We start from the raw sequence: 26,693 nt of genomic DNA, 5'->3' as shown, positions 1-26,693 counted from the left end.
GCGGGGCTGCATCTATTTGCGGCTCCGCCGCGTGGGCGCGACAAGCCACGACGGCGTCGCACCTGACCGACAACCCATCACGGCACCCCGGCGGAGCCCTCAGCTGAGCCCCGCCGCCCGAGCCCGCTCCACAACGGGCCCGATCGCCTTCGCCACCGCCTCCACGTCAGCCTGCGTGGAGGTATGGCCGAAGGAGAACCGCAACGTGCCCCGAGCGAGGTCCGGAGCGGTACCGGTGGCCAGCAGCACATGGCTGGGCTGCGCCACCCCGGCCGTGCAAGCGGAGCCCGTGGAGCACTCGATGCCCTGCGCGTCGAGCAGCAGCAGCAGCGAGTCACCCTCACAACCGGGAAACGTGAAGTGCGCGTTGGCCGGCAGCCGGCCCACCGGATCGCCGCCCAGGATGGCGTCGGGCACCAGCCGGCGTACCTCCTCGACCAGCGAGTCCCGCAGCGCCCCGATCTCGTGCGCGAACCACTCCTGCTGCTCGGCGGCGATCCGCCCGGCCACCGCGAAGGACGCGACGGCGGGTACGTCCAGGGTCCCGGAGCGTACGTGCCGCTCCTGGCCGCCGCCGTGCAGCACGGGTACGGGGCTGTACTCGCGGCCCAGCAGCAGCGCGCCGATGCCGTACGGGCCGCCGACCTTGTGGCCGGAGACGGTCATCGCGGCGAGCCCGGAGTCGGCGAAGGAGACGGGCACCTGGCCGAAGGCCTGGACGGCGTCGGCGTGCAGCGGGACGTCGAACTCGGCGGCCACGTCGGCGAGTTCGCGGACCGGCAGGATCGTACCGATCTCGTTGTTGGCCCACATGACGGTGGCGAGGGCGACATCGTCGGGGTTGCGGGCGATGGCCTCGCGCAGGGCTTCGGGGTGGACGCGGCCGTACGCGTCGACCGGGAGGTACTCGACGTCGGCGCCCTCGTGCTCGCCGAGCCAGTGCACGGCGTCGAGGACGGCGTGGTGCTCGACGGGGCTGGCGAGGATGCGGACGCGGGCCGGGTCGGCGTCGCGGCGGGCCCAGTACAGGCCCTTGACGGCGAGGTTGTCGGCCTCGGTGCCGCCGGAGGTGAAGACGACCTCGCTGGGGCGGGCGCCGAGCGACTCGGCGAGCGTCTCGCGGGCCTCCTCGACCGTACGCCTGGCTCTGCGCCCGGCCGCGTGGAGGGCGGAGGCGTTACCGGTGACGCCCAGCGTCGCGGTCATTGCCTCGACCGCCTCCGGAAGCATCGGGGTGGTCGCGGCGTGGTCGAGGTATGCCATGGTGCCGTGATTCTACGGCGCTCCGGTTACGGGACCGGGGGCGCGTGGGGGTTGGACGGGTGCAGGGACGGCGGTCGGCGGCCCGGAGCGGTCAGAAGCTCCAGGAGACGGTGTTGTCCAGCTGCATCAGCGTGACCAGCACCACCAGGTCGGCGATGCCGAGTCCGAGGCCGAGGAAGGCCCTGCCCGGTCGCTTGGTGCCACGCCAGAGGGCGACGACGGCCAGCACGATGGCGATGGGGCCGAGGAAGACGTTGAGGACCAGCAGGCCGAGCAGCCCGAGGACGAAGGACGCGACGGCCATGCCGTCGGCGTCGCGGGGGCCGGTGCGCTCGGTGCGGGTGCTGCGGGTGTCGCGGCCGGTGGCCGACGCGGTCAGTTGCATGGTGATCAGCTCCGACGGGCGAGGCGCTCACGGAGCGCGAAGATGCCGAGCCAGGCGGCGATGCCGGCGGCGGCCAGGACGGTGAACGAGAACGGGACGTGGGCGACGGTGCCCAGCATCATGCCCAGCAGCAGAAGGACGGCCACGAGGAAGAACATGGGAGGAGTTCCCTTTCGTTACAGTTCAGTGAACGCTTGTGGTTACACTTGTTCACTGACTCCATAGTCTAGCGCGCGGCCCGGCTTTTCAATTACAGAGAACAGTTGTTAACTGCATGGCATGAGTCACACTCTCGGCATCCGACAGGCCCAGAAGCAGAAGACCCGCCAGGCCCTCCTGGACGCGGCGCTCGCCCTGTTGGAGGACCAGAGCCTGAGCAGCCTCGGCCTGCGGGAGGTAACCCGCGCGGTCGGCGTCGCCCCGACCGCCTTCTACCGCCACTTCCACTCCACGGCCGATCTGGGCGTCGCGCTGGTCGAGGAGGCGCTCGGCAGCCTGCACCCGATGATCGGTACGACGGTCTCCGGGGCGGGCGACAGCGAGGACCGGATAGTCCGCGCGGTCGACCTGATCGCCGGTCATGTCCGTACGCAGCCCGCGCACGTCCGCTTCATCGCCCGCGAACGGCACGGCGGGGTGCAGCCGGTCCGGGAGGCCATCCGGGACCAACTGGCCCGGTTCGCCGAGGAGGTGCGCGACGCGCTGGCCTTGCAGCCGGAGGCCGAGGGGTGGTCGGAGGAGGATCTGCTGATGCTGGCGGGGCTGTATGTCGACCAGATGCTGATGACCGCGTCGCAGTTCCTGGAGACGTTGGACGCGTCGCGGGTGGAGCGGGATCAGGTGGCCCGGGTGGCTGTGCGGCGGATGCGGTTGATTGCCATCGGGCGTCGGCACTGGTTGGGATGAACTCGTATTAGTGAGGCTGCGGGCCGGTGGGGGCTGGTCGCGCAGTTCCCCGCGCCCCTAAAAGCAAAGACGGGGCGGCACGCCCCGTCTTTCGGAGCGTGCCGCCCATGCCGTACCCGCGATTGTCCCTACGGTGTGTCAGCCCTGCTGCTGGGCCTGCTGACCCTGCCCCTGTCCCTGGCCGCCCTGGCCACCGCCGCCGGGGCCGCCGCCGCAGCCACCGCCGCCGCCCTGGCCGCCGCCACCGCCGGGGCCGCCCGACGGCATGCCCGAGGGGGCGCCGGACGGAGCGGCGCCGGTCGGCGCACCCGATGGGGCTCCTGACGCTCCGTCGGTCGGGGCACCGGAGGGGGCACCGCTGGGCGCACCCGAGGGAGCACCGGACGGGGCACCCGAGGGGGCCTGGCAACTCTGGCCGGAGGTACCGGAGTTGCCGCTGGTCGAGGTCGACGAGTCACCCGAACCGCAGGCGGTGAGGAGCAGCGGGGAGAGCGCCAGCAGGGCCACGGCGGGGACGAGACGCACACGCTTCATGAGAAACAACTCCAGGAAAGGCGCAGGAAGATGAGGGAGTTTCTAGGCGGGCATCGAATCAACGGCACCTAGCGCTTCCTTGGGCCCGCCCTGTATCCCGCCTGTGCGTCAGGCAAAGCGGCCCTATAGAAACCGCTCTGACCTTGCCTTTCGTCGCAGAGGGCGGATTACCCGCTGGTACAGGGCCGTGACAGAAGCGTGAGAGAGGGCTTGTCCGTGTGGCGGGCGTCACGTCCTGGGGCAAACCTGCGGCCCCGCTCGGGCGTCTGGTCGGTGTGAGAACACTCAGGGCGGCGCCGCGCGAGGTGCCCGAGGTGGCCGAGGTGGACGAGGAACGTCTGGTCCGGCTGGTGGCGAAGGGCGACCGGAGCGCGTTCGAGGAGTTGTACCGGCGTACGTCGCCATGGCTGGCGGTGTGGCGGGCGGCGGGCGCCTTCGCGGGGGCCGCGGTCGGCGGCACGGCCGTCGGCTGGCTGGCTGGCTGGCTGGCTGGCTGGCTGTGGACGATCGCCGCGCGCCGACTGGTCGACGCGTTCCGGCGCCGGGCGCACCATGCGGAGCCGCCACCGGCCGCCGCCGTGCCCGAACAGGCGCCCGCCGCCGAGGAGTTGGCGCTCGCGGGGACGGTCGGCGGCGAGGTCGGGGACGCCTTGCGGTGCCTGGCACCGGAGTTGAGACAGGTACCGTCCGCAACGGCGCGGGCCTGATGGGCCTGGCGGCCCTGGGCGCGACCCTCGCGGGCGCCCAGTACGCCTGGACCCTGCCCTTCGCCTGGCTGTCGCTCGCGCTCTTCGCGCCGCCCCCGACGAGCACGCCGACGCGGCTGGTGGCCTGGATGCTGCTGCCGCCGGACACGGCGACGGGCACCTGGACGGCCCTGCTCCTCACGGTGACGGGTACGGCTGCCTACGCGGTCGCGGGGGCGCGACGGTGACGGTGAACGGGCGGGACCCGAACTGAGTCGAGCCCGGCAGCCGACAAGCCGTGCCCGTCTCCGTCAGGCTTCGCCACCTCAGTTGAGCCGTACGCTCGCCAACTGCCGTGACTGTGCGACGAGTCGGTCGGTGCTGTCCCAGACCTCGGCGTCCTCCTCCAGGAAGCCGCCCGCCAGGTTGCGGGTCGTTATCGAGACGCGCAGGGGGCCCGGGGCCGGGCGGGAGCGGACGTGCACGGTCAGTTCGACCGTCGGGACCCAGCCGGAGAGGCCGATCTCGAAGGCGGTCGGGGGCAGTGCGTCCACCGCCAGGAGCAGGGAGAACGGGTCGGCGTCGCGGCCGTCCGCCAGGCCGAACCAGGAGCGCATCTCGCCCTTGCCGGAGGGTGCGCCGAGGGCCCAGCCGAGGGTGGACGGGTCGAGCTTGAGGAAGAGGCGGTCGGCGATGGCGGAGCGGCCGGGGGTGCGTTCCGGGGCGTCCTGCGGGCCGAAGCACTGGTCCATCGGCGGCAGCACGGGCGGCTGCGCGGTCGTCCGGACGTCGTCGGGCAGGGCGTCCAGGTCGCCGTAGGAGGCCAGGACACGGATCCGCTCGACCTCCTGGCCGTCCTCGTCGTGCTGGAAGAGCGAGGCCTGGCCGGTCGAGAGGGTGCGGCCGGTACGGATCACCTCCGTGCGGACGACGGCCGGGCCGGGGCTGGACGCGGTCAGATAGTGCGCCGAGATGCTGAACGGGTCGCCGTGCGGCAGGGCGTCCGCGAGGGCGCGGCCCAGCACGGCCAGCAGATAGCCGCCGTTGACGGCGTTCTTCAGGATGGTCCAGCCAGGCGAGAGGTCGATGTCGTAGACGCCGGTCTCGCGCCGGGTGACGGCGGTGTCGCGGTCGAACTCACTGTCGCCGATGGTGGCCCGCTCGGCCTGGGCGGAAGCTGCTTCTGGCATGCGTGAACGGTACAGCAGATAAATACTAAGCGGTAGCTTTTTCAGTCACCCGCCGCCCCTCCCCCGCACCGTCGGCCCGCCACGGCACCCCCTTGGTAAGTGTCCCGAATGTCTTGGGTAAGGGTTCGCCCGGCGCCGTGACCCGGCCCGCCCGTTCGGCCTCCTCCTTGACATGAGCCTCACCGGTACGCCGTTCCTCGTCACGACGATCGCCCTCGCCGCCGTCGCCGTACTGCTGCCCCTCGCCCTCTGGTCCCGGGTGCGCGGGCCCGCGCTCGTGCGCGGTGCCGCCCGGCTGCTGATGGTGCTGTTCGCCCAGGCCACGGCGGTCACCCTGGTCTTCCTGCTGGTGAACAACTCCAACAACCTGTACGACAACTGGGGCGACCTCCTCGGCACCGGCGACCACGTCCAGGCCGCCGCGAACCTCGGCGCCGACGGCACCGGCGGTATCTCCCTGCGCTCGCTGCCGAAGGTCAGGCAGGCTTTCCGCGAGGCCAACGGCCCCGGCATGCACGCGGCCGGCGGCGTCCGGGTCACCGACCTCAGGGGCCAGGTCTCGGGGGTGGACGCCGAGGTCTACGTCTGGCTGCCCCCGCAGTACCACGAGGCCGCCTACCGGCACCGCCGCTTCCCGGTCGTGGAGCTGCTGCCGGGCTATCCGGGCTCGGCGAAGTCCTGGTTCGGCTCGCTGCACGCGCCCCAACAGCTGCTCCCGCTGATGAAGAGCGGCCAGATCACGCCGTTCATCCTGGTGTCGCCGCGCACCACCCTGATCGCCGACGCGGACACCGGCTGCGCCAACATCCCGGGCCGGGTCAACGCGGACACCTGGCTCAGTGTCGACGTACCGAAAATGGTCACCGACAACTTCCGCGCCGAGGGCGGGCCCGGCGGCTGGGCCGTGGCCGGGTACTCGGCCGGCGCCCACTGCGCGACGAAGCTCGCGGTGGCGCACCCCGACCGCTATCGGGCGGCCGTCTCCATGTCCGGTTACAACGACCCGATCGGCGAGCCCTTGTCGCTGGCCGCGCAGACGCCGCAGCTCCGGGCCGCGAACAACCCGTATCTGCTCCTCAAGCACGACCGCGTGGCGCCCGCCGTCGCGCTCTACGCCTCCGGTGAGTCCGGCGACGGCTACGAGGCCGGCATGGCCCTGCAGAAGGTGGCGAAGGCGCCGACCACGGTGGACGTCGTATATCTGCCGCGCAGCGACGGCGGGCACAACATGGCGCTGTGGCGGCCCCAGATCACCACCGTCTTCCGCTGGCTCACCCAGCAGTTCGACGCGGGCGGCCACAAGACGGCCGGTACTACGTCCGCAGGCCGGACTCGTCGTCACGAGCCGTCGACCGGCGGTGCCACGCGCGCGGCGCTCGCCAGTGGTACCGCATCGCGAGCAGCCGCAGTACGAAGGCCGTGACGACCGCCAGCCCGCTGGTGAAGGGGTTCAGCGCGTCGTGGCGGATGCACAGGACGACCAGCGCGGAGCCGACGATCGCCGGAACCGCGTACAGGTCGCGGTCCCAACGCAGCAGCGAGGGAACCTCGTTGGCGAGCACGTCCCGCAGCACCCCGCCGCCCACGGCCGTCGCGAGGCCGAGGGCGGCGGAGGCGGTGAGGCCCAGGCCGTAGTCGTACGCCTTCACCGTGCCCGTGACGCAGAACAGCCCGAGCCCCGCCGCGTCGAACACGTTGACGCCCGTCTGGATGCGCTCCACCTCCGGGTGGAGGAAGAAGACGAGCAGCGCGGCGAGCAGCGGGGTCAGGAAGTACCCGAGGTCGGTGAACGCGGCCGGCGGCACCGCCCCGATGACGACGTCCCGCAGCAGCCCGCCGCCCAGCGCGGTGACCTCGGCGAGTACCGCGATCCCGAAGACGTCGAAGTTCTTGCGTACGGCGAGCAGGGCGCCGGAGATCGCGAAGACGAAGATGCCGACGAGGTCGAGGGTGTGCTGGACGGAGGGGCTGAAGAGCTGCTGGATCACCCCCTCATTCTCACCGGAGACGGTCTGCGGGACGGTCTACAGGGCGGGCTTGCCCGTCGTGAACAGCCAGGTCTGGAAGAGGTCGTCCAGTTGCCGGCCGCTGATCCGCTCCGCGAGCCGCACGAAGTCGGCCGTGTTCGCGTTGCCGTAGCGGTGGAGTCCGGTCCAGGTCGGCAGGAGCTTGAAGAAGGCCGTGTCGCCGATGCGTTCGCGGAGCACCTGGAGGGTCATCGCGCCGCGCTGGTAGACGGCCGAGGCGAACATGGTGTCGCGCTGCGGGTCGCCGACGACTGTCTGCCAGAAGGCGCTGGTGTCGGGGCGGGCGTTGTATCCGGCGAGGAAGGAGTCGTGCGCCGAGCGGGTGCCCTTGTACTCGGCCCACAGCCACTGGGAGTAGGTCGCGAAGCCCTCGTTGAGCCAGATGTCCTTCCAGTGGTCCACCGAGACCGAGTCGCCGAACCACTGGTGGGCCAGCTCGTGCACGATGGTCGTCTCGTTGCGCACGGCCGAGTAGACCGGCTTGGTCTGCGTCTCCAGCGAGAACCCGGCCGCCGGCATGTCGTCGACGATCGCCCCGGTCTCCTCGAAGGGGTACGGCCCGAAGACCTTCGACCAGTAGTCGGTGGCCTCGGCGGTCACGGCGTACACGTCGACGTTGTTGCTGTTGGCGAGCACCGGGTCGATGGCGACGTAGATCGGCGTCCCGCCGGGCGTGACACCGGTCTTCACGTCGAACTTCCCGATGGTCGCGGTCGCGAGATAGGTCGCCATCTGCTTCTTCTCGCGCCAATGGGTGTACGTCGAGCCGCCCTTGTCGTACGTCGAGACCAGCCGGCCGTTGGAGACGGCGGTGAGCCCCTTCGGCGCCTTGATCCGGATGTCGAAGGCGGCCTTGTCGGAAGGGTGGTCGCTGGACGGGAACCAGGTGGAGGCGGCGTTGGGCTCACAGGCGACGAAGACGCCGTCGGCGGTCTTCATCCAGCCGTACTGGGAGCCGAAGACGATGGGCCCGCCGAGCGGTTCGGGTACGCCACCATAGGTGACGGCGACCTTGAACTCCCGCCCCTTGGACAGGGAACCACGGGGCGTTACGCGGATCTCGTCGCCCTCGCGGGTGAACTGGGCGCGTCTGCCGTTCACTTCGACGCGGGTGACCTCCAGCTTCTGGAGGTCGAGGTCGAAGGACGAGAGGTTCTGGGTGGCGCGGGCGGTGAGGGTCGTACGGCCGTCGAGGCGGTCGGTGTCAGGGTCGTACGCGAGGTCCAGGGCGTAATGGCGGGCGTCGTAGCCGCCGTTGCCCAGTTGGGGGAAGTAGGAGTCACCGATGCCGTCTGCTCCCGGGGTGGGGTGGGAGGAGGCGGCGATGACGAGGAAAGAGGCCGCCGCGGTGGCGACGGCCCCTAAACGTGCCGAACGGGAGAGTGCCATGAGTCGTCCCTTTCGAGCGTGTAACGGTCGGATAGGACCTACACGGACGACTCTGCATTCTCCCGTTCGAGCATGTGCATGACTTTGCCGTTACTTGTCGGTGGGGGCCTCTTGGTCGTCTTTTGGCTGCGGGTCCGTTGTGGCTGGTCGCGCAGTTCCTCGCGCCCCTGCGGCGGCCTCCTTGGCGGCGCTCAACAGCACCGTGTCCTGGGGGGCCTGGTCCTCTGCGCTTTCCGGGTGGTGGCAGGCCACCTGCTGGCCGGGCCTCAGTTCCAGGAGGAGGGGCTCGGTCGTCTTGCAGATCTCCGTCGCCTTCCAGCAGCGGGTGTGGAAGCGGCAGCCGCTCGGCGGGGAGATCGGGGACGGGACGTCGCCCTTGAGGAGGATGCGGTCGCTCTTCGCGCCCCGGCGCTTGGGGTCGGGGACCGGGACCGCCGACATCAGGGCCTTGGTGTACGGGTGCATCGGCGACTCGTACAGGGAGGTCTTGTCGGCCAGTTCGACGATCTTGCCGAGGTACATCACCGCGATCCGGTCCGAGACATGGCGTACGACGGAGAGGTCGTGCGCGATGATCACGTACGTCAGGCCGAGTTCCTGCTGGAGGTCGTCCATCAGGTTGACGACCTGGGCCTGGATCGACACGTCCAGCGCGGACACCGGCTCGTCGGCCACGACCAGCTTGGGCTTGAGGGCGAGCGCGCGGGCGATGCCGATGCGCTGGCGCTGGCCGCCGGAGAACTCGTGCGGGTAGCGGTTGAAGTGCTCGGGGCTCAGGCCCACCAGCTCCAGGAGCCGCTGGACCTCCTTCTTCACCCCGCCCTCGGGCTCCACGCCCTGGAGCCGGAAGGGCGCCGAGACGATCGAGCCGATGGTGTGCCGGGGGTTCAGGGAGCCGTACGGGTCCTGGAAGATCATCTGGATGTCGCGGCGCAGCGGGCGCATCCCGGCGGCGTTCAGCCGGGTGATGTCCTGGCCGTCGAAGTGGATCGAGCCGCCGGTCGGGTCCTGGAGCCGGGTGACGACCCGCCCCATGGTCGACTTGCCGCAGCCCGACTCACCGACCACGCCGAGCGTCTCGCCCCTGCGCACCTCGAAGTCGATGCCGTCGACGGCCTTGACCGCGCCGACCTGCCGCTGCAGGATCCCCTTCTTGATGGGGAAGTGCTTGACCAGGCCCTCGACCTTGAGCAGCACCTCGCGCTCGTCGGCCCCGTCGGCCGGCCCCTGCTCCTGTTTCTTGGTATCGGTCACAGCTTCGGCGCAATCTCTTCGGTCCAGATCCGCGTACGGTCCTCCTGCGAGAGGTGACAGGCGGAGAAGTGCCCGCCGTCGACCTGCTGCAGCTCCGGGCGCACGGTACGGGTGACGTCGCCCTTGGGGATGTCCGCGTACGGGCAGCGGGGGTGGAAGGCGCAGCCCGAGGGGACGTTGATGAGGCTCGGCGGCTGGCCCTTGACGGGGATGAGCCGGTCCGAGGTCTCCCGGTCGATGCGCGGCATCGAACCGAGCAGACCCCAGGTGTACGGGTGCTGCGGCTGCTCGAAGATCTCGTCGACCGGACCGCGCTCCACGCACCGGCCGCCGTACATCACCAGGACGTCGTCAGCGATCTCGGCGACCACGCCGAGGTCGTGCGTGATGAGGACGACCGCCGAGCCGAACTCCTTCTGCAGATCGCGGATCAGGTCGAGGATCTGCGCCTGGACGGTGACGTCGAGGGCGGTCGTCGGCTCGTCCGCGATGAGCAGCTCGGGGTTGTTGACCAGTGCCATCGCGATCATCGCGCGCTGGCGCATACCGCCGGAGAACTCGTGCGGGTAGCTGTCGACGCGCTTGCCGGGCTCGGGGATGCCGACCCGGTCGAGCATCTCGATGGCCCGGGTGCGGGCGACCTTCTTGCTGACGTCGTGGTGGACGCGGTACGCCTCCACGATCTGGTTGCCGATCCTGTAGTACGGGTGCATCGCGGACAGCGGGTCCTGGAAGATCATCGCCATCTCGCGGCCCCGCAGCTTGCGGACCTCGTCCGGGTCGGCGCCGACCAGTTCCTTGCCGTCCAGCCAGATCTCTCCGGACATCTGTACGTTCTTGCCGCGGGCGCCGAGCCGGTGCAGGCCCATGATCGCGAGCGAGGTGACGGACTTGCCGGAGCCGGACTCGCCCACGATGGAGAGGGTCTTGCCCTTCTCCAGCTGGAAGCTGAGTCCGTCGACGGACTTGACCAGGCCGTCGTCGGTCGGGAAGTGCACCTTGAGGTCGCGGACTTCGAGGAAGGCGCTGGGCGCGTCGGAGGGCGAGGGTTCGCCCACCGCGGCGCCTGTTTTGGACAGTTCGGTCACGAGAGCCTCACCCGCGGGTCGGCGGCTGCGTAGAGCAGGTCCACCAGGAGATTTGCGACAACGACGAAGAGGGCCGCGAGCAGGGTGACCCCGAGGATCGGCGGCAGGTCGTTGTCCTTGATGCCCTGCACCGCGTACTCACCGACCCCGTGCAGCGAGAACACCGTCTCGGTGATCAGCGCGCCGCCGAGGAGCAGACCCAGGTCCATGCCGAACACGGTGATGATCGGCGTCAGTGCGGCCCGCAGACCGTGCCGGACGACGACCTTGCGCTCCCGCAGGCCCTTGGCGCGGGCGGTGCGGATGAAGTCCTCGTTCATCGTCTCCAGCATCCCCGAGCGGGTGAGCCGCGCGTAGATGGCGGAGTACAGCAGGGCGAGTGAACACCACGCCGGGAACAGGGTGTTGGCCCACTGGGCCGGATTCTCGGTGAACGGTACGTACGTTCTGCCGAAGATCGGCCACTGGTAGGTGAAGAGCAGCAGGGCCAGGTTGCCGGTGAAGAACATCGGCAGCGAGACACCGGCGAGGGCGACGCCCATGAAGGAGCGGTCGAAGAACGACCCCGGCTTCAGGGCGGAGATGACGCCGATGGCCACGCCGGACACCAACCACATCACGGCGGCACCGGCGGCGAGCGAGATCGTCACCGGAAGGCGGGAGGTGAGCTGCGGCCAGACCTCGACGTGGGTCTTGAAGGAGTAACCGAAGCACGGCGCGTTGCACTGTGTCGTGGTGGGTCCCAGGTCATAGGTGGCACCGGACACGATCCCCTTGATGAAGTGCCAGTACTGGAGATAGAGGGGGTCGTCCAGACCGAGGTTGCTCTTGACCGCAGCGATGTCCGCCGCCGACGGGCTCTTCCCGATGTACTGCTGGGCCAGCTGGTCGGCCGTCTGGCCGGCGAGCCGTGGCAGCAGGAAGAAGATGGCGAAGGTCACCGCGGTGACGACCAGCAGCAGGATCACTGCCGCGAACGTCCGACGGAGGATGTACGAGATCACGGGGATCGGCCTGGTGCCCGCGGGCTGCGAAGCCCGCGGGCACCAATGCCTTCACCTGCCTTCCGGGGCTACTTCTTGGTCGTGCCGATGTTGAGGTAGTCGTACTGACCGCTGAAGGCCGCCGTGGACACCAGGTTGGTGAAGTTGGCCGGGCGGTAGAGCAGGACCTTGAAGTAGGTCAGCGGGACGAGGGCAGCCGCGTCCATCGTCTTCGCGTCGACCTCGGCGTACATGCCCTCACGCGTGGCCTGGTCCTCGGTGCCGATCGCCTTGCCAAGGAGGTCGTTGACTTCCTTGTCGTCGAACTGCGAGAGGTTGGTGTTGCCCGAGGCACCGATGGCGGAGCCGTTCAGGATCTGCTGGAGGAAGCCGAAGCCGGCCGGCCAGTCGGCACCCCACTGCATCATCATCAGACCGACGTTGTTGTCCGCGTCCCACTTCGGGACACCCGCGTAGTCGGTGAAGTACTTGCCCGACGGGAACTGCTTGAGCGTCGCGTTGATGCCGGCGGTCTTCAGCGAGTTGATGATCGCGGTGGCCGCGTCGATCTCCGCCGGCCGGTCGCTGCGCGCGGTGATGTTGGTGTTGATCGTGGTCTGGCCGCAGGCCTTCAGGTGCTCCTTGGCCTTGGCCGGGTCGCCCTTGCTGCCGTCGGTCGCGTAGAGGTCCGCCTTCTGGTAGCCCGGGATGTCGGGCGGCAGGACGGTCGTGGCGATGTCACCGCGGATCGGGCCGCCCTCGGCGGTCTGCACCGAGACCTTGTCGATCGCGTACTGCACGGCCTTGCGGCACTCGACGTTGTCGAACGGCTTCAGCTTGGTGTTGATCGCCATGTAGACGAGCCGGCCACCGTAGGTGTTGTCGGTGCTGGCCTTCTTGTCGGCGTTGTTGACGACATCGGCCTGGGTGGCGGCCTGGACGCCCGTACCACCGAGGTCGATCGCGTTGCCGGCCTGGACGTCCTGGTCGATGGTCTCGGCGTTGACCTTCAGGTTGACCACGATCTTGTCCGGGTACTGCTTGCGCAGCGGGTCGGTCGCGGCGTCCCAGTTCTTGTTGCGGACGAGGACGACCTGCTTGCCCTCGTCGTAGCTCTGGAACTGGTACGAGCCCGAGGACACGATGTTCTTGACGTAGTCGATGCCCTTGTCCTTGGACTGGGGCACCGGCGCCGTCTGCGGCTGCGCGGCCAGGTAGTCGAACTCCTGGAAGGCGCGGTTGAGCTTGAAGACGATCGTGGTGTCGTCCGGCGTCTGGATGGACGCGAGACCACCGGCGCTCTTGTCCTTGTACGGACCCTTGTACTTGTCGCCGCCGTCCAGGAACTGCTGGAAGTAGTTCGGGCCGAGGGAGAGCACGTCACGCGCGAAGTTGGAGCGCTCGACGGCGTACTTGACGTCCTTCGAGGTGATCGCGGTGCCGTCCTGGTACTTCAGCCCCGAACGGAGCTTGTACGTCCAGGTCTTGCCGCCGTCGCTCGGCACGCCCGCGCTCTCGGCGAGGTCCGGGACCAGCTCGTTGCCCTTCTCGCCCGGACCGGGCTTGAAGGTCATCAGCGGGCGGGCGTACAGCCGGCTGAAGTTGAACATGTACCCGTAGTACGTGTTGCCGGGGTCGAAGGAGTCCGGGACGTCCGAGTACTCGTAGGTGACCGTGCCCCCCGCCTGCGTGGAGGCGTTGACGACACCCTTGGTCGCCGCGTTGGCCCCGGCCGCCTTGGTACCGTCGTCCGTCTTGCCGTCATCGGCTTTACTGCAACCCGCGAGCAGCAGGCTCACAGATCCGATCGCCGCAACCGCGGCCAGCGCTGACCTTCGCATGATGGTCTGCTTCTCCTCCATTAGTGGAAACTTGCCGAACTCCCGCCACGGCCGCATCAGCGGCTGCGCGGGTCGAGTGCGTCCCGGAGACCGTCGCCGAGCAGGTTGAACGCCAGGACGGTCACGAAGATGGCGAGGCCGGGCACGATCATGAACTGCGGGTCGACCTGGTAGTAGGTGACCGCCTGGTTGAGCATGCCGCCCCAGGAAGCCTGCGGAGGCTGGATACCGACGCCGAGGAAGCTCAGGGACGCCTCGAAGAGGATGTTGGTCGGGATGAGCAGCGTCGAGTAGACGATGATCGGGCCGACCAGGTTCGGCAGCAGCTCGCGGAAGAGGATGTACGGGCCCTTGGCGCCCATGCCCCGGGAGGCGTCGACGAACTCGCGCTCGCGCAGGGCCAGCGTCTGGCCGCGGACGATGCGTCCGAGGTAGGGCCAGTTGAAGAAGCCGATGACGAAGATCAGCACGGTGATGTGGAGCGGCAGCCCTTCGAGGCCGAACGCGCCGCCCTGGAGGGTGGCGGAGATGGCGATGGCGAAGAGCAGCAGGGGGAAGGCGAGGAAGGTGTCCATCAGCCGGCTGATGATCGTGTCGACCCGGCCGCCGTAGTAGCCGGCGACGACGCCGAGGATCGTGCCGATCACGTTGGACAGGATCGTGGCGCCGAACGCGACGACCAGCGAGACCCAGGAGCCTTCGAGGATGCGGGTCACGATGTCGCGCCCGAACTTCGGTTCGACGCCGAGCGGGTGGTCCCAGCTCATTCCGCCCCAGGCGCCTTTGGGCAGCGAGGTGTTGGGGTCGATCAGGTCCTGGTTGAAGGCGTTGGGGTCGAGGCCGAAGAGTGCCTGGATGGGCCGGGAGAGGATCGCGGTCAGCACCAGCAGGATGACGATGACCCCGCCGGCGACCGCCACCTTGTCCCTCTTGAACCGGGCCCAGGCGATCTGGCCCAGGGAACGGCCCTCGATCTGCCCCTTACCGGCACCCGCGAGCACAGCCTCCGGCTGTGCCTCGGCTGCCGCTGCGGTGGTCTCGATCGGTGCGGTCACAGTGACCCGACCCCTCTCGCCGGTGGTGACCGGCCTACGCCTGCCGCTGTACGCGGCTTGATTCGCTTGCTCGCCGGGTACCGGCTGATCTGCTGGTCCTGCTTGACAATCTGTGCTGATTAGTCGACTTAACCATGAGCTGACGGCCACTCGGACCGCTGCCCCCATCGTCTGACAGGCGAGTCTTCAGCGATTCGGCGATCACACGGAAGGTCTGTCGGCGAAAGTATGCGCAACCGTGATGCTGTCCTGTGGATTCCGTTATCCGAACAGCGGGTAACGACTCTCGGACGCGGGGCAGTTGAGGCAGAAAGGACATACGGATACTATCGCGACGATCCGTCGCGATCTACGCGCGAAGATCGTGGCGCGCGGATTCCGCCGTCCGCATGATGATGCGCTCAGTAACGACCCTGCACGGGCGGATAGCCGTACCCGGCCGCCGGCGACTGGGGGGCCGGGGGCGGCGCGGCGATGGCGTGGGCCTCGCGGTCGTAGAACGGGCGGGCGTTGGCGCGCAGCCACATCACGACCGGGTCCTGCTCGTCCGACATCGCGACCGTCGACACCGGCAGCCCGTCGGGGACCGCCCCGATCGACTGCTGCATCATCGCGCGCACCGAGTCCACGGCGGACGGCGAGGTGTCGTACACATCGAGGCCGATGGCGAGATACGGCGCCCCGAGCGCGGGCTGCACCCAGGCGCGGCGCAGCGAGCGGACCGCCGGGGTGCGGTGGGCGTTCTGCGAGAGGAGGGCGTAGAACTGGGGGATCTCGATGCCGGGTTCGGCGAGCCGGAGGGGGCCCGCGGGCTGGCGTTCCAGGCCCGTCGCGATGCGGCGCAGATCGAGCCAGGGGATGCCGACGCCGCCGCCCGGGGAGTGCGGGTTGAGCCAGAGGCCGTACTGGTCGGGGTAGAGGGTGCGGGCCACGTCGAGGCCGTCGACGACCTCGTACGACCGGTTCCAGCCGCTGACCGACAGCTCCTGGGCGGAGGTCACGCAGGGGGCGTAGCCGTACCCCTCGACCTGCATGTTTCCGTACTGGGCGTCCGGGGAGCCGGCCTGGCCGTGCCACAGGAGCATCCAGATCTGGCCGGAGGACGGGGTCGCGAGGGCGCGCAGGAGCGCCTCGTAGGCGTCGTAGCGCCCGGGCGTGACTTGGCGCAGCATGTGCTCGACCTGACCGGCCGCGGCCGTGCCCGACGCGCTCACCATTACCGCCCCTTCGTTTTCCCTGCTGAGTTGTGCGTTCTCTAGCTTAAGCGGCGCCGCTGACAGACACGGTCTGTCGAAGGCGCCCAGGAACTCGTGACTTGCGGTTTTTCGGCGACTGCGGGCCGTCGTGGCTGGTCGCGCGGTTCCTCGCGCCCCTGGGGGGCGCTGCCCCCTGGGGCGCGTTTGTCAGTAACCGTGCTGGTAGAAGGGGCGGACCCGGTCCCTGAGCCAGTCCGTCACCGGGTCTCGGGCCGCGTCCAGGAAGACCAGGTTGACCGGCCAGGGGGAGGGGGACCGGCCCAGGGCCCTGGCCACCGCGTCCATGGGGATCGTGCGGGCCAGGGGGTCCCAGGGGGAGAGTTCGACGCCGATGAACATGACGGGAGCCGAGGTCTCGATGGTCGCCAGGCAGCGGCGGGCCGTGCTGACGACGCCCGTGCCCGCGAACTCCGTCGCCGTGGCGGTGAGGAAGTCGACCGGGTCCTCCTGCCAGTGCGGCTCGTAGAGGCGGACCCGGCCGCCGCCGGCGCCGTCGAGGACGGTGCGGCCGGAGCGGCAGAGTTCGGCCACGGCGGGCGGGGGCAGCGGGACGCCGACCACGCCGTCCGGGTTCAGGGCGATGCCGACCTGGGGCGGCAGACCCCGGGCGAACTCGACGGCGGGGGCCACGGTGTACGCCAGGTGCCCGCCGACGACCTGCCGGAACTGCTCCTCGGAGGTGAAGACAGGCACGTACGCCTGGCCGTCGATCTCCATCGTGGGCAGGTCAAGCGGGCCGGAGTGGGGGCCGCCGCCGGACGGCAGGGGGACCCAGACGAAGCTGCGGCCGAGGGCCTCGACGATCCGGGCGCCCGCGCCGGGGACGCCGAGGGAGGCCGAGAGCACCTCCTCCAGCTCGTTGCCGGGCCAGCCGCCGTGCGAACGGGTGTGCGCCTGTGCGGGGAAGCCCCCGGGAAAGTCCGGGGGGAGGTCCGCCGGGATGTCCATCTGCTGCCTACCGCCTGCTGTGAACCGCTGCCTTGAGTCTCTCGGCTGCCGTGAGTCCCTGAGTCTCTTTATGGGCAAAACCCTAACCGGCCGCGGTGGGTACGGGTATCAGTCCGCGAAGTCGATCCTGCGCAGGGTGTCCGCCGCGTCCCGGTCGATCAGCACCGCCGAGCCGCAGCCGTCCGGCAGGTTGCCCTTCTCCACCGAGCGCAGCAGCCGTGAGGCGGCCTGGCGGTGGCGCAGGAAGGCGTACCGCGAGACGCCCCGGCCGCGTTCGCGCTGGCCCTCCAGGGCCTGGCCGGGTGTGACGTCGAGGAGGAGCAGATGCAGGGTGCCGCCCCGGCGGCGGGCCTCGCGGGCCAGCCAGCCGCGCACCCAGGCCTGCGTGCCGCAGTCGTGCACGACGACCCCGGCGCCGGAGCGCAGGGTGCGGCGCAGTCCGGCGTAGTGCGCGAGGCGGACGAGGGGGCGGTAGACGGCGTAGGGGAGGAAGGACGGCGTACGGGCGTCCCAGCGGTCGCGGGTGTTCTGGGAGTCGATGCCGGGGCCGCGTACCGCCCGGCGCATCAGTGTCGACTTGCCGCTGCCTGGCAGGCCGGTGACCACGACGAGGTCGCGGGCGCCGAAGGTGAGGCCGTGCGGGCTGTGGCCCGAGCGCTCCCGCAGATCGCGGATCACGGGCGCCGGGCGCGGGGCACACGCCTCCCGGGCGGGGGCGGCGGGCTGCGTGGGCAGCGCGTCGGTCAGTGCGAGGGCTGAGGTCGTCGCGTACGCCGTGGTCCTGTTCACCGTGATCGTCCTCCCATGGGGTCGGGAAGTACCGTCCCCGTCGAGTGTAAAGAGAAGGTAATACGCGGTGTCTCTCGTTGCGGTCCTATTACTGCAACAGGCCTGCTACAGGCCGGTATGCGTGCCCGTCGCGAGACTGTGCCCCCTCTGTGAAGGGTCCCCCTGCCGTGCCGAAGGAATGCGTGCGATGATGTGCCCGCCAACTGCATACCGGCCGCTTGAATCCGCGCGGGAGAGTTCCGGACACCTACGGGTGGCCGGGCGCCGAAGGAGCAAGTCCCTCCCTTGAATCTCTCAGGCCCCGTTACCGCGCGGGCGAGGCACATCTGAAAAGCGGGCCGCCGGTCCTTGACCTGCGGCTCCACCCACGGTGCAAGCCATGTCCCTCGCGGTCATGGCGAACCTCTCAGGTTCCGATGACAGATGGGGAGGAACGACCTCGCCGTCATGCCCTGGGAGCACAACCGATGAGCAGCAGCAGCTCTGTCAGTTCTTTTCCGCGGACGACCGCGCTCGATGCCCTGCATCGTTCGCTCGGCGCGACGATGACCGACTTCGCCGGCTGGGACATGCCCCTGCGGTACGGCTCCGAGCGCGACGAGCATCTGGCCGTGCGCACGAAGGCCGGTCTCTTCGACCTCTCGCACATGGGGGAGATCACCGTGACGGGGGCGGAGGCCGCCGCCCTCCTCGATTTCGCCCTCGTCGGCAACATCGGGTCCGTGGCCGTGGGCCGTGCCCGCTACACGATGATCTGCCGGGCCGACGGCGGCATCCTGGACGACCTGATCGTCTACCGCCTGGCGGAGACGGAATACCTGGTGGTGGCGAACGCGGGCAACGCGCAGATCGTGCTCGACGCCCTGCTGGAGCGCGCCGACGGCTTCGACGCGGTCGTCCGCGACGACCGGGACGCGTACGCGCTGATCGCCGTACAGGGCCCCGAGTCCCCGGGAATCCTGAAGTCGCTCACCGACGCCGATCTCGACGGCCTGAAGTACTACGCGGGCCTGCCCGGCACGGTCGCCGGGGTCCCCGCCCTCATCGCGCGCACCGGGTACACCGGCGAGGACGGCTTCGAGCTGTTCGTGGCGCCGGGCGACGCGGAGAAGGTGTGGCAGGCCCTGACCGACGCGGGTACGCCCGTCGGGCTCGTTCCCTGCGGACTGTCCTGCCGCGACACCCTGCGCCTGGAGGCGGGCATGCCGCTGTACGGGCACGAGCTGACCACCGCCCTCACCCCCTTCGACGCCGGGCTCGGCCGGGTCGTCAAGTTCGACAAGGCGGGCGACTTCGTGGGCCGCGCCGCCCTGCGCGAGGCCGCCGAGCGCGCCTCCTACGAGCCGCCGCGCGTCCTGGTCGGCCTGATCGCCGAGGGCCGTCGCGTCCCGCGCGCGGGATACCCGGTCGTGGCCGGCGGCCGGGTGATCGGCGAGGTCACCTCCGGCGCCCCCTCCCCCACGCTCGGCAGGCCGATCGCCATCGCGTACGTCGACTCCGCGCACTCGGCGCCGGGCACGGCGGGCGTGGGCGTGGACATCCGGGGCAGTCACGAGCCGTACGAGGTCGTGGCGCTGCCGTTCTACAAGCGCCAGAAGTAGCCCGGGTTCCACTCGGGAGTCGCCGGCGACCCGTGTCCTGGCTGCTCACGGGCAGCCAGTTTCCCTCCGTAACACCCCATGCAGGACCAGTCCCCCGCGTACAGGAGAATTCAGGCCATGAGCAACCCCCAGCAGCTGCGCTACAGCAAGGAGCACGAGTGGCTGTCGGGCGCCGAGGACGGCGTCTCGACGGTCGGTATCACCGAGCACGCGGCCAACGCGCTCGGCGATGTCGTGTACGTCCAGCTTCCCGAGGTGGGTACGACGGTGGCCGCGGGCGAGACCTGCGGTGAGCTGGAGTCGACCAAGTCGGTCAGCGATCTGTACTCCCCGGTCTCCGGTGAGATCACCGAGGTCAACGAGGACGTCTCCAACGACCCGTCGCTGGTGAACTCGGCCCCCTTCGACGGCGGTTGGCTCTTCAAGGTGCGGGTCACGGGCGAGCCGGGCGACCTGCTCTCCGCGGACGAGTACACCGAGTTCTCCGGCAGCTGAGATCACCGGGCCGGGATTCCCCGCACAAGGCCCCGCACCAGGCCAGGCACAAGGACGTAAGGACGTACTGACCCCATGTCGCTTCTGAACACTCCCCTGCACGAGCTGGACCCGGACATCGCCGCCGCCGTCGACGCCGAGCTGAACCGCCAGCAGTCCACCCTGGAGATGATCGCCTCGGAGAACTTCGCTCCGGTCGCGGTCATGGAGGCCCAGGGCTCGGTCCTCACCAACAAGTACGCCGAGGGCTACCCCGGGCGCCGCTACTACGGCGGCTGCGAGCACGTCGACGTCGCCGAGCAGATCGCGATCGACCGGGTCAAGGAGCTGTTCGGCGCCGAGTACGCCAACGTCCAGCCGCACTCGGGCGCCTCCGCCAACCAGGCCGCGCTGTTCGCGCTGGCCCAGCCCGGCGACACCATCCTCGGCCTGGACCTGGCGCACGGCGGCCACCTCACCCACGGGATGCGGCTGAACTTCTCCGGCAAGCAGTTCGACGTGGTCGCCTACCACGTGGACGAGGCCGGTCTGGTCGACATGGCCGAGCTGGAGCAGCTCGCCAAGGAGCACCGCCCGAAGGTGATCATCGCGGGCTGGTCGGCGTACCCGAGGCAGCTGGACTTCGCCGAGTTCCGCCGGATCGCGGACGAGGTCGGGGCCTACCTCTGGGTCGACATGGCGCACTTCGCCGGTCTGGTCGCGGCGGGCCTGCACCCGAACCCGGTGCCGTACGCGGACGTCGTCACCTCGACGACCCACAAGACGCTGGGCGGCCCGCGCGGCGGGATCATCCTCGCCAAGCAGGAGTTCGCGAAGAAGCTGAACTCGTCCGTCTTCCCGGGCTTCCAGGGCGGCCCCCTGGAGCACGTGATCGCGGCGAAGGCGGTCTCCTTCAAGGTCGCCGCGAGCGAGGAGTTCAAGGAGCGCCAGCGGCGTACGGTGGAGGGTGCACAGCTCCTCGCGGAGCGGCTGGTGCGGTCGGACGTCGCGGAGCACGGCGTGTCCGTGCTGTCCGGCGGTACGGACGTCCACCTGGTCCTCGTCGACCTGCGCGACTCGGAACTGGACGGCAAGCAGGCGGAGGACCGCCTCCACGAGGTCGGCATCACCGTCAACCGGAACGCGATCCCGAACGACCCGCGTCCCCCGATGGTGACGTCGGGCCTGCGGATCGGTACGCCGGCGCTGGCGACCCGCGGTTTCACGGCGGAGGACTTCACGGAGGTCGCGGACGTCATCGCGGAGACCCTGAAGCCGTCGTACGACGCAACCGCTCTGAAGGCCCGCGTGCAGGCGCTGGCCGACAAGCACCCGCTGTACCCCGGCCTCAAGTCAGCCTGAAGTCGGCTGAGATCGGCCTGATCAAGTAGTTCGTCCCGGCGGGGGCACCCGACGACGTGTGTCCCCGCCCTCTGTGAGGAGTCACCGTGGCCGTATCGGTCTTCGACCTGTTCTCGATCGGCATCGGCCCGTCCAGCTCCCACACGGTCGGCCCGATGCGCGCGGCCCGGCTGTTCGCCCGCCGGCTGCGGGGCGAGGAGGTCCTCGGGGCGGTGGCGTCGGTCCGGGCGGAGCTGTACGGCTCGCTGGGCGCGACCGGCCACGGCCACGGCACCCCGAAGGCGGTGCTGCTGGGCCTGGAGGGCGCCTCGCCGCGCACGGTGGACGTGGAGGGCGCGGACGTACGGGTCGAGCAGATCAAGGAGTCGGGCCGTCTGAGGTTGTTGGACGACCACGAGATCGCCTTCTCCTTCGACGACGACCTGGTCCTGCACCGCCGTAAGACACTCCCCTACCACGCGAACGGCATGACCCTGTGGGCGTACGACGCCGCGGGCGCCGAGCTGCTGTCGAAGACGTACTACTCGGTGGGCGGCGGATTCGTCGTCGACGAGGACGCGGTGGGCGCGGACCGGATCAAGCTCGACGACACCCCGCTGAAGTACCCCTTCCGCACGGGCGACGAACTGCTGCGCCTGGCGGGGGAAACGGGCCTGTCGATCTCCGCCCTGATGCTGGAGAACGAGCGCGCCTGGCGCACCGAGGACGAGATCCGCTCCGGGCTGCTGGACATCTGGCGGGTGATGCAGGCGTGCGTGTCGCGGGGCATGTCCAGGGAGGGCATCCTGCCGGGCGGCCTGCGCGTCCGCCGCCGGGCGGCCATGTCGGCCCGCCAACTCCGGGCGGAGGGCGAGCCGTTGGCGCGGGCGATGGAGTGGATCACGCTCTACGCGATGGCGGTGAACGAGGAGAACGCGGCGGGCGGCCGGGTGGTCACGGCCCCGACGAACGGCGCCGCGGGCATCATCCCGGCGGTCCTGCACTACTACATCAACTTCGTGCCGGGCGCCGACGAGGACGGCGTGGTCCGCTTCATGCTGGCCGCGGGCGCGATCGGCATGCTGTTCAAGGAGAACGCGTCCATCTCCGGCGCGGAGGTCGGCTGCCAGGGCGAGGTCGGCTCGGCCTGCTCGATGGCGGCGGGAGCGCTGGCGGAGGTGCTGGGCGGGAGTCCGGAGCAGGTGGAGAACGCGGCGGAGATCGGCATGGAGCACAACCTCGGCCTGACCTGCGATCCGGTGGGCGGCCTGGTCCAGATCCCGTGCATCGAGCGCAACGGCATGGCGGCGGTGAAGGCGGTGACCGCGGCGCGGATGGCGATGCGGGGGGACGGGTCGCACAAGGTGTCGCTGGACAAGGTCATCAAGACGATGAAGGAGACGGGGGCCGACATGAGTGTGAAGTACAAGGAGACGGCTCGCGGGGGGCTTGCGGTGAACATCATCGAGTGCTGAGGGGGTGGGTCCTGACCAGCGCGTTCTTATCTGTCAGCCCTATCAGGGCCTTCCCTGCTTACGCCACGGAAAGTCCCTGGAAACTCCCTGGGAAATCCCGTGCGGGATGAGCCTCTGCCCTGCGCTGTCTACCCGTGAGCAGCACCCCTGGAGGTTTACCTCGGGTGTGAAATGACGAACCCAACCTGCCGGTGACCGTGTGTGATCCCCAACGGCGTATCGGCTCCAGGTCCCGCCGGTCTCGTCGAGCCGGCGGGTGGTGGTTTTGTCGTGGTAGCCGAGAGCGTTCGAGATGGTCCGGTCGTCGTTGCCTGCCCGGTAGGGGTGGGAACCGAATCCGCTGGAAAGGGGCCGCCGCCGGAACCGGCTACGCGCTCCGGGTCGGGAGCCAGGTGTCGATGACCTCGGCGACAAGGGCGGCGCCGCGGCTGTTCTGATGGATGTGGTCGGTCGTGAGCACGAGACCCCGGCGCCGTGAGATCGTGTCGAGGCTGCGGCGCAGCAAGGCGCGCTGGACGAGGACGCTGACGCTCGCTGCGGGCGTCGGGCCCCGGTAGGGGATCGGCGGCGGGTCCGCCTGGCGTAGTTCCTCGGTCTGGCGTTCGTGGAGCGGGAGGTAGGTCGCCTTGTTGGTGGTCGCGACCTCGGCGATCATGCGGCTGTAGGCCTGTGATGCCCGCGCCGCGGCTCCGTCGAGTTGTTGGCCGAGGACCGGGAGGGACAGCAGGGCGATCGTCGCGTCGGTCTGCGTTCGCAGCCGTTCGACGACGGCTCCCAGGCACTGCTGGAACCAGCCGGCCGACGGGCGCTCGGGGAGTTGTTTGCGCTTCATGGCCCGCTCGACGGGGTAGCCGGCGAGGCTTGCTCGGGCGTCGTTGGTCCCGATCAGCACGGTGATCACGTCGGGTGGGTCCGCGACGACGGCATCGAGGCGCCGTGAGAGGTTGTGGGCGAAGTCGCCGTTGACGCCGAAGCGGGCAAGCTGCACGTCGCCGGGAGGTCGGCGTCGTTCGAGAAGGTCCAGGTAGTCGACGCTGAGTTGCGCGCGGGTGAGGCTGTCGCCGAGGCACGCGACACGGGTCGTCACGGTGTTCGCGGGCCGGACGTGCCGGCGTGCTCGGTCGGGCGGGCTTCGGTCCGGGGACGGTGGTCGGTGCCGAGGCCGGCGGTGATGGTCAGGATGGACGCCGGTCCCGCCATGTCGACCGCGTGCCATGACCCGGCCGGGTTGACGGTGGCCTCGCCCGGCCCGAGCACAACCCGGTCGGGCCCTCCGTCCACATCGCGGGTGACCGTCACCGATCCGCTGAGGCAGACGACCAGTTCGTCGCCGGCGGGGTGGCGCTCCCAATGGCCGCCGAGGCCGTCGCCGTCGAAGATCGTCACCATCCGGCCCTCAGCGCCGTCCGCCGCGACCGCGGCGCTGTAGGCATGAAGCACCTCCGGGTCCCAGGCGAAGCCCTCGACGGGTTTCGCTCTCGACCCCAGCCCGAGGTGCACGGGGGTGGTCCGCAGGTCGATGGCGTTGGGTTCGTGATTGACGAGTCTCATGCCGACGATCGTCACAGGACAGCAATGAGGTGGTCTTGAAGGAAAGGGAACGGAAGCCGACGCGATGGGCGGCCGGTCGGCGACTACTCAGTCCCGAGCAGGACTTCGCCGCGACGCCATGCTGTCGGCGATCGGCCCGTGAACTCGCTCCAGTCCCGGACGAGATGGGCCTGGTCGGCGTAGCCGGAGACGGTCGCCACATCGGCCCACGGAAGCGGGTCGTGCATGGTGGCCAGTTCGTGCGCGTGCTCGAAGCGCAGAACCCGGGCGAAGGTCTTCGGCGACAGGCCCACCTCACCGCGAAACCGCTCGGTGAGGTACCGACGGCTCCAGCCCAGTTCTGCGGCGATCGCCCCAACCTGGACGCGGCCCCGCGCGGCCAGGAGGCGGCGCCATGCCTCGGCCACCTCAGGGCGCACCCAGGACACGGGGTCGCCGACGGCGCCGCGGCCGACGGCTCGCAGGAGCAACTCGTCCAGCGCGGAGAACCGCGCGGCCCATGTCGTCGCCGCGCGGAGCCGGTCGACCAGCTCGACGCCGAGCGCTCCGAGAAGCTCGTCGAGTGGGACCAGTCGGTGGGCGAGATCCGCGGCGGGCATGCCGTAGACGGCCCGGGCCCCGAGCAGTGTCAGCGACACCTTCACGCCTTCCTGGCGTCCGTCGTGGTGGATCGCGACGGACCGGCGCATCAGACCGCCGGCCACGCTGCCGAATCGGGTGACCGGTGACCCGTCGTCGACGCCCGCCGCCACCTCCAGGGGGCCGGACAGACTGATCACCGCAGTGAGCACGCGGCCCGGCGGACCGCAGTGCACCCCCGCCGGGAACCCACGAAGATCGAAACCGACATACGAGCCGACGTACCGCCGCAAGGCGGGCGCCGGACGTGCACAGATCCTGGTGGCCGTATGGTCTTCCACCCTCAGCAGTGTACGAACCGGCGGTCTCGGGACTGGTACGGCAGTTGGCGCTGAGATTGATCACGGTCGGCTCCCCGGGCGCCCGGACGGTCCCCGCCCAGCACAAGGCCCGGGACGAGTACGAGAACCGGGTCGGCACGCGCGCGCCACCCGGACCACGTTCGTTCTCACCGACAACCACTGTGCCGGTGTTCCCTGCGGCCGGTAGCCAAGCACCCGCTCCTCACGGTCCGCGGACACCGTCATCACCCGGCGCACGGTCATCCAGCGAGCGGCGGACGGACCTAGGCGCCCGGTGCGGGAAAACCCGTCGCGCACCCGCTCGGTAGAGGCGGAATATCTTCAGGTATGCGGCGAACCCTCTCCCGCTACCCCGTTCCGGAGACCAAGTACTTCGAGCGGGTCCTACGTCACGACCCGAACTCGCTGACGCAGTTGATCGCGGCCACCAGCGCCAGCCTTCCGCCCGTCCGTGACCTGGCCGCCCAGGGCCTCAGCCTGTATGCACCGTGGGCCCTGCTCGACGCGGCCTGGGCCTCTCTGGCTCGGGGCCGGGACGGCCGACCCAGCGCGACCAACGCGGACCTCGGTCAGATTCTCGACCTGTTCCTGGCCCTAGACGACCCGGTCACCCAGGAACCGGAAGGCATGGAGCGCTGGGAGGGGTATCTGCAGCGGACCATCCACCACCAGGGCCCGTGGCAGGAGGACGCCTACGCGCAGCTGAGCCGCTCCATTGCCCTGCTGGATCAGACCCCCTACCCAGACGATGCGGACGACCCTCTGGAGGTGATCCTCTTCCCCGGCCTGGAACGGGCACTGGACCTCACCAACACCGGCCCACTCATGCTGCTCACCGGCTACCAGACCCCGGCCTCCCTGCGCCGGACAGGGAAGAAGAGGCTCGAGACCTGGCTGCGCAACCGCAAGGTCCTGCGCCCTGACCGGCTCGCCGAGACAGCTCTGGAGGCCGCCGGACGCCAGTACACCAGCCTGCCCGGCGAACAACTGACCGCCCAGATGGTGCACGCACTCGCGCGGAAAGTGATGACCCTCAACCAGCAGGTCGCCGAGCTCGACAAGGCGATCGAGGCCCGGTTTCGCGAACATCGGGACTTCGAAGTGATCACCAGCATGCCCGGCCTGGGCGTGATCCTCGGTGCTGAGTTCCTTGCCGCGACCGGCGGGGACATGAGTTTCTTCGGCACTCCTGACCGCCTCGCCGGCTTCGGCGGCGTTGCTCCTGTTCCCCGCGACTCCGGCAAGATCAGCGGCAACCTCCGCCGCCCACGACGCTACAACCGCCGACTCCAACGAGTCTTCTACACCTCCGCGTTGTTCAGCATCCGACACTGCGAGGACTCCCGCCGGTTCTACGACCGCAAACGCTCCGAAGGCAAGCGCCACATCCAGGCCGTTCTCGCCCTGGCCCGCCGCCGGGTCAACGTCCTCTGGGCCCTCCTGCGCGATCGACGGACCTACCAAGCCGTGCCGCCCACCGCTCCCTCGGCTTGACAGACAGCATTAGGAATCAGTGCCGTGTTGCCCCACCGCGAGCCGATGCACATCTTGGCGAGGGCCGCATCGGGGGTGCGCTCGCCGGAAGACACCCTCGGCTGACGGCCCGGTGCGGTCTTCGGTTCCGGCCGTGGGCTGCTGCGGAGACAAAAACTGCCCGGCAAGAAAATCGACACGACTCCGAAGACTGCAGATCTCTTCACCGCGCCTCATCTTCCC

26 protein-coding genes, 1 pseudogene and 2 riboswitches are annotated in these 26,693 nt (G+C 69.7%); of the genes and pseudogenes, 9 read left to right on the top strand and 18 right to left on the bottom strand.

Annotated features, from left to right (window positions below):
* Positions 1-99: 99 nt before the first annotated feature.
* The 3 genes from CW359_RS15675 to CW359_RS45830 all read right to left on the bottom strand — a co-directional run bounded on the left by CW359_RS15675 (position 100) and on the right by CW359_RS45830 (position 1,806).
* Positions 100-1,263 (bottom strand): cysteine desulfurase family protein, encoded by a 1,164-nt coding sequence (locus tag CW359_RS15675; RefSeq protein ID WP_105970547.1) that lies wholly within the window; start codon positions 1,261-1,263, stop codon positions 100-102.
* 91 nt (positions 1,264-1,354) lie between these two features.
* Positions 1,355-1,648, bottom strand: a complete 294-nt coding sequence (locus tag CW359_RS15670) for a DUF4190 domain-containing protein (RefSeq protein WP_105970546.1) — start codon at positions 1,646-1,648, stop codon at positions 1,355-1,357.
* A gap of 5 nt (positions 1,649-1,653) precedes the next feature.
* Positions 1,654-1,806, bottom strand: coding sequence for a hypothetical protein (locus CW359_RS45830; protein ID WP_198655231.1), 153 nt, complete (start codon positions 1,804-1,806; stop codon positions 1,654-1,656).
* Positions 1,807-1,927: 121 nt separating this feature from the next.
* On the opposite strand from CW359_RS45830, the gene CW359_RS15665 reads away from it, so the two are divergent.
* Entirely contained in the window at positions 1,928-2,554 is a 627-nt protein-coding gene (locus tag CW359_RS15665; protein WP_105970545.1) for a TetR family transcriptional regulator, read from the top strand.
* 138 nt (positions 2,555-2,692) lie between these two features.
* Here CW359_RS15665 and CW359_RS45260 read toward each other — a convergent pair whose 3' ends face one another.
* Complete coding sequence (locus tag CW359_RS45260; protein WP_157968551.1) at positions 2,693-3,088, bottom strand: hypothetical protein; 396 nt, start codon at positions 3,086-3,088, stop codon at positions 2,693-2,695.
* Positions 3,089-3,363: 275 nt separating this feature from the next.
* On the opposite strand from CW359_RS45260, the pseudogene CW359_RS15655 reads away from it, so the two are divergent.
* Both CW359_RS15655 and CW359_RS15650 read left to right on the top strand, forming a co-directional pair.
* Positions 3,364-3,780 (top strand): annotated as a pseudogene (locus CW359_RS15655) (hypothetical protein); the annotation flags it as partial.
* A gap of 14 nt (positions 3,781-3,794) precedes the next feature.
* Positions 3,795-4,022, top strand: coding sequence for a hypothetical protein (locus tag CW359_RS15650; protein ID WP_408647484.1), 228 nt, complete (start codon positions 3,795-3,797; stop codon positions 4,020-4,022).
* 78 nt (positions 4,023-4,100) lie between these two features.
* On the opposite strand, the gene CW359_RS15645 is transcribed toward CW359_RS15650, so the two are convergent.
* A complete protein-coding gene (locus CW359_RS15645; protein ID WP_105970543.1) occupies positions 4,101-4,964 on the bottom strand; it encodes a thioesterase family protein in 864 nt (287 codons plus the stop codon).
* Positions 4,965-5,136: 172 nt separating this feature from the next.
* On the opposite strand from CW359_RS15645, the gene CW359_RS15640 reads away from it, so the two are divergent.
* Positions 5,137-6,387: an alpha/beta hydrolase gene (locus CW359_RS15640; protein ID WP_105970542.1), complete on the top strand. Its 1,251-nt coding sequence runs from the start codon at positions 5,137-5,139 to the stop codon at positions 6,385-6,387.
* Here CW359_RS15640 and CW359_RS15635 read toward each other — a convergent pair.
* From CW359_RS15635 to CW359_RS15590, 10 genes are all read right to left on the bottom strand, one after another.
* Entirely contained in the window at positions 6,278-6,952 is a 675-nt protein-coding gene (locus CW359_RS15635; protein ID WP_105970541.1) for a trimeric intracellular cation channel family protein, read from the bottom strand. The two genes, CW359_RS15640 and CW359_RS15635, sit on opposite strands and share 110 nt — an antisense overlap.
* Before the next feature lie 36 nt (positions 6,953-6,988).
* Positions 6,989-8,380 carry a M1 family metallopeptidase gene (locus tag CW359_RS15630; protein ID WP_105970540.1) on the bottom strand — a complete coding sequence of 464 codons (1,392 nt, stop codon included), beginning with the start codon at positions 8,378-8,380 and terminating at the stop codon, positions 6,989-6,991.
* 90 nt (positions 8,381-8,470) lie between these two features.
* Entirely contained in the window at positions 8,471-9,634 is a 1,164-nt protein-coding gene (locus CW359_RS15625) for an ABC transporter ATP-binding protein (protein ID WP_105970539.1), read from the bottom strand.
* On the bottom strand, positions 9,631-10,722 hold the full coding sequence (locus CW359_RS15620) for an ABC transporter ATP-binding protein (protein WP_105970538.1): 1,092 nt from the start codon (positions 10,720-10,722) through the stop codon (positions 9,631-9,633). Before CW359_RS15620 ends, CW359_RS15625 begins: the two co-directional genes overlap by 4 nt.
* A complete protein-coding gene (locus tag CW359_RS15615) occupies positions 10,719-11,726 on the bottom strand; it encodes an ABC transporter permease (protein WP_105970537.1) in 1,008 nt (335 codons plus the stop codon). Before CW359_RS15615 ends, CW359_RS15620 begins: the two co-directional genes overlap by 4 nt.
* 68 nt (positions 11,727-11,794) lie before the next feature.
* A complete protein-coding gene (locus CW359_RS15610) occupies positions 11,795-13,546 on the bottom strand; it encodes an ABC transporter substrate-binding protein (protein WP_232838413.1) in 1,752 nt (583 codons plus the stop codon).
* Between the two features lie 56 nt (positions 13,547-13,602).
* Positions 13,603-14,601: an ABC transporter permease gene (locus CW359_RS15605; protein ID WP_105970535.1), complete on the bottom strand. Its 999-nt coding sequence runs from the start codon at positions 14,599-14,601 to the stop codon at positions 13,603-13,605.
* 401 nt (positions 14,602-15,002) lie between these two features.
* Positions 15,003-15,815 carry an enhanced serine sensitivity protein SseB C-terminal domain-containing protein gene (locus tag CW359_RS15600; RefSeq protein ID WP_105970644.1) on the bottom strand — a complete coding sequence of 271 codons (813 nt, stop codon included), beginning with the start codon at positions 15,813-15,815 and terminating at the stop codon, positions 15,003-15,005.
* Positions 15,816-16,004: 189 nt separating this feature from the next.
* A complete protein-coding gene (locus tag CW359_RS15595) occupies positions 16,005-16,805 on the bottom strand; it encodes an enhanced serine sensitivity protein SseB (protein ID WP_105970534.1) in 801 nt (266 codons plus the stop codon).
* Positions 16,806-16,913: 108 nt separating this feature from the next.
* Entirely contained in the window at positions 16,914-17,600 is a 687-nt protein-coding gene (locus tag CW359_RS15590) for an AAA family ATPase (RefSeq protein ID WP_198655238.1), read from the bottom strand.
* 213 nt (positions 17,601-17,813) lie between these two features.
* Positions 17,814-17,914, top strand: a riboswitch (glycine riboswitch).
* Positions 17,915-18,027: riboswitch (glycine riboswitch) on the top strand.
* Between the two features lie 34 nt (positions 18,028-18,061).
* Between CW359_RS15590 and gcvT the strand changes: the two genes are divergently transcribed.
* The 4 genes from gcvT to CW359_RS15570 all read left to right on the top strand — a co-directional run bounded on the left by gcvT (position 18,062) and on the right by CW359_RS15570 (position 22,485).
* Positions 18,062-19,195 (top strand): glycine cleavage system aminomethyltransferase GcvT, encoded by a 1,134-nt coding sequence (gcvT, locus tag CW359_RS15585; protein WP_105970532.1) that lies wholly within the window; start codon positions 18,062-18,064, stop codon positions 19,193-19,195.
* A 117-nt stretch (positions 19,196-19,312) separates the two neighbouring features.
* Positions 19,313-19,690 carry a glycine cleavage system protein GcvH gene (gene gcvH, locus CW359_RS15580; protein ID WP_105970531.1) on the top strand — a complete coding sequence of 126 codons (378 nt, stop codon included), beginning with the start codon at positions 19,313-19,315 and terminating at the stop codon, positions 19,688-19,690.
* A 75-nt stretch (positions 19,691-19,765) separates the two neighbouring features.
* The gene (glyA, locus tag CW359_RS15575) at positions 19,766-21,031 is read left to right on the top strand and encodes a serine hydroxymethyltransferase (RefSeq protein ID WP_105970530.1); all 1,266 of its coding nucleotides are present in this window, start codon (positions 19,766-19,768) and stop codon (positions 21,029-21,031) included.
* Between the two features lie 86 nt (positions 21,032-21,117).
* Positions 21,118-22,485 carry an L-serine ammonia-lyase gene (locus CW359_RS15570; protein WP_105970529.1) on the top strand — a complete coding sequence of 456 codons (1,368 nt, stop codon included), beginning with the start codon at positions 21,118-21,120 and terminating at the stop codon, positions 22,483-22,485.
* 367 nt (positions 22,486-22,852) lie between these two features.
* Here CW359_RS15570 and CW359_RS15560 read toward each other — a convergent pair whose 3' ends face one another.
* The 3 genes from CW359_RS15560 to CW359_RS15550 all read right to left on the bottom strand — a co-directional run bounded on the left by CW359_RS15560 (position 22,853) and on the right by CW359_RS15550 (position 24,956).
* Entirely contained in the window at positions 22,853-23,572 is a 720-nt protein-coding gene (locus CW359_RS15560; RefSeq protein WP_105970527.1) for an SGNH/GDSL hydrolase family protein, read from the bottom strand.
* Complete coding sequence (locus CW359_RS15555; RefSeq protein WP_105970643.1) at positions 23,569-24,036, bottom strand: cupin domain-containing protein; 468 nt, start codon at positions 24,034-24,036, stop codon at positions 23,569-23,571. Before CW359_RS15555 ends, CW359_RS15560 begins: the two co-directional genes overlap by 4 nt.
* Before the next feature lie 83 nt (positions 24,037-24,119).
* Positions 24,120-24,956 (bottom strand): helix-turn-helix domain-containing protein, encoded by an 837-nt coding sequence (locus CW359_RS15550; protein ID WP_105970526.1) that lies wholly within the window; start codon positions 24,954-24,956, stop codon positions 24,120-24,122.
* 348 nt (positions 24,957-25,304) lie between these two features.
* Here CW359_RS15550 and CW359_RS47325 point away from each other — a divergent pair, with 348 nt between their 5' ends.
* Complete coding sequence (locus CW359_RS47325) at positions 25,305-26,471, top strand: transposase (RefSeq protein WP_332874976.1); 1,167 nt, start codon at positions 25,305-25,307, stop codon at positions 26,469-26,471.
* The last annotated feature ends 222 nt before the right edge of the window (positions 26,472-26,693 follow it).

Origin of the sequence: Streptomyces geranii (assembly GCF_002954775.1) — a bacterium.
Classification (GTDB): domain Bacteria; phylum Actinomycetota; class Actinomycetes; order Streptomycetales; family Streptomycetaceae; genus Streptomyces; species Streptomyces geranii.
The sequence above is the reverse complement of the archived record's forward strand: the minus strand, read 5'-3'. Positions and strand labels throughout refer to the sequence as shown.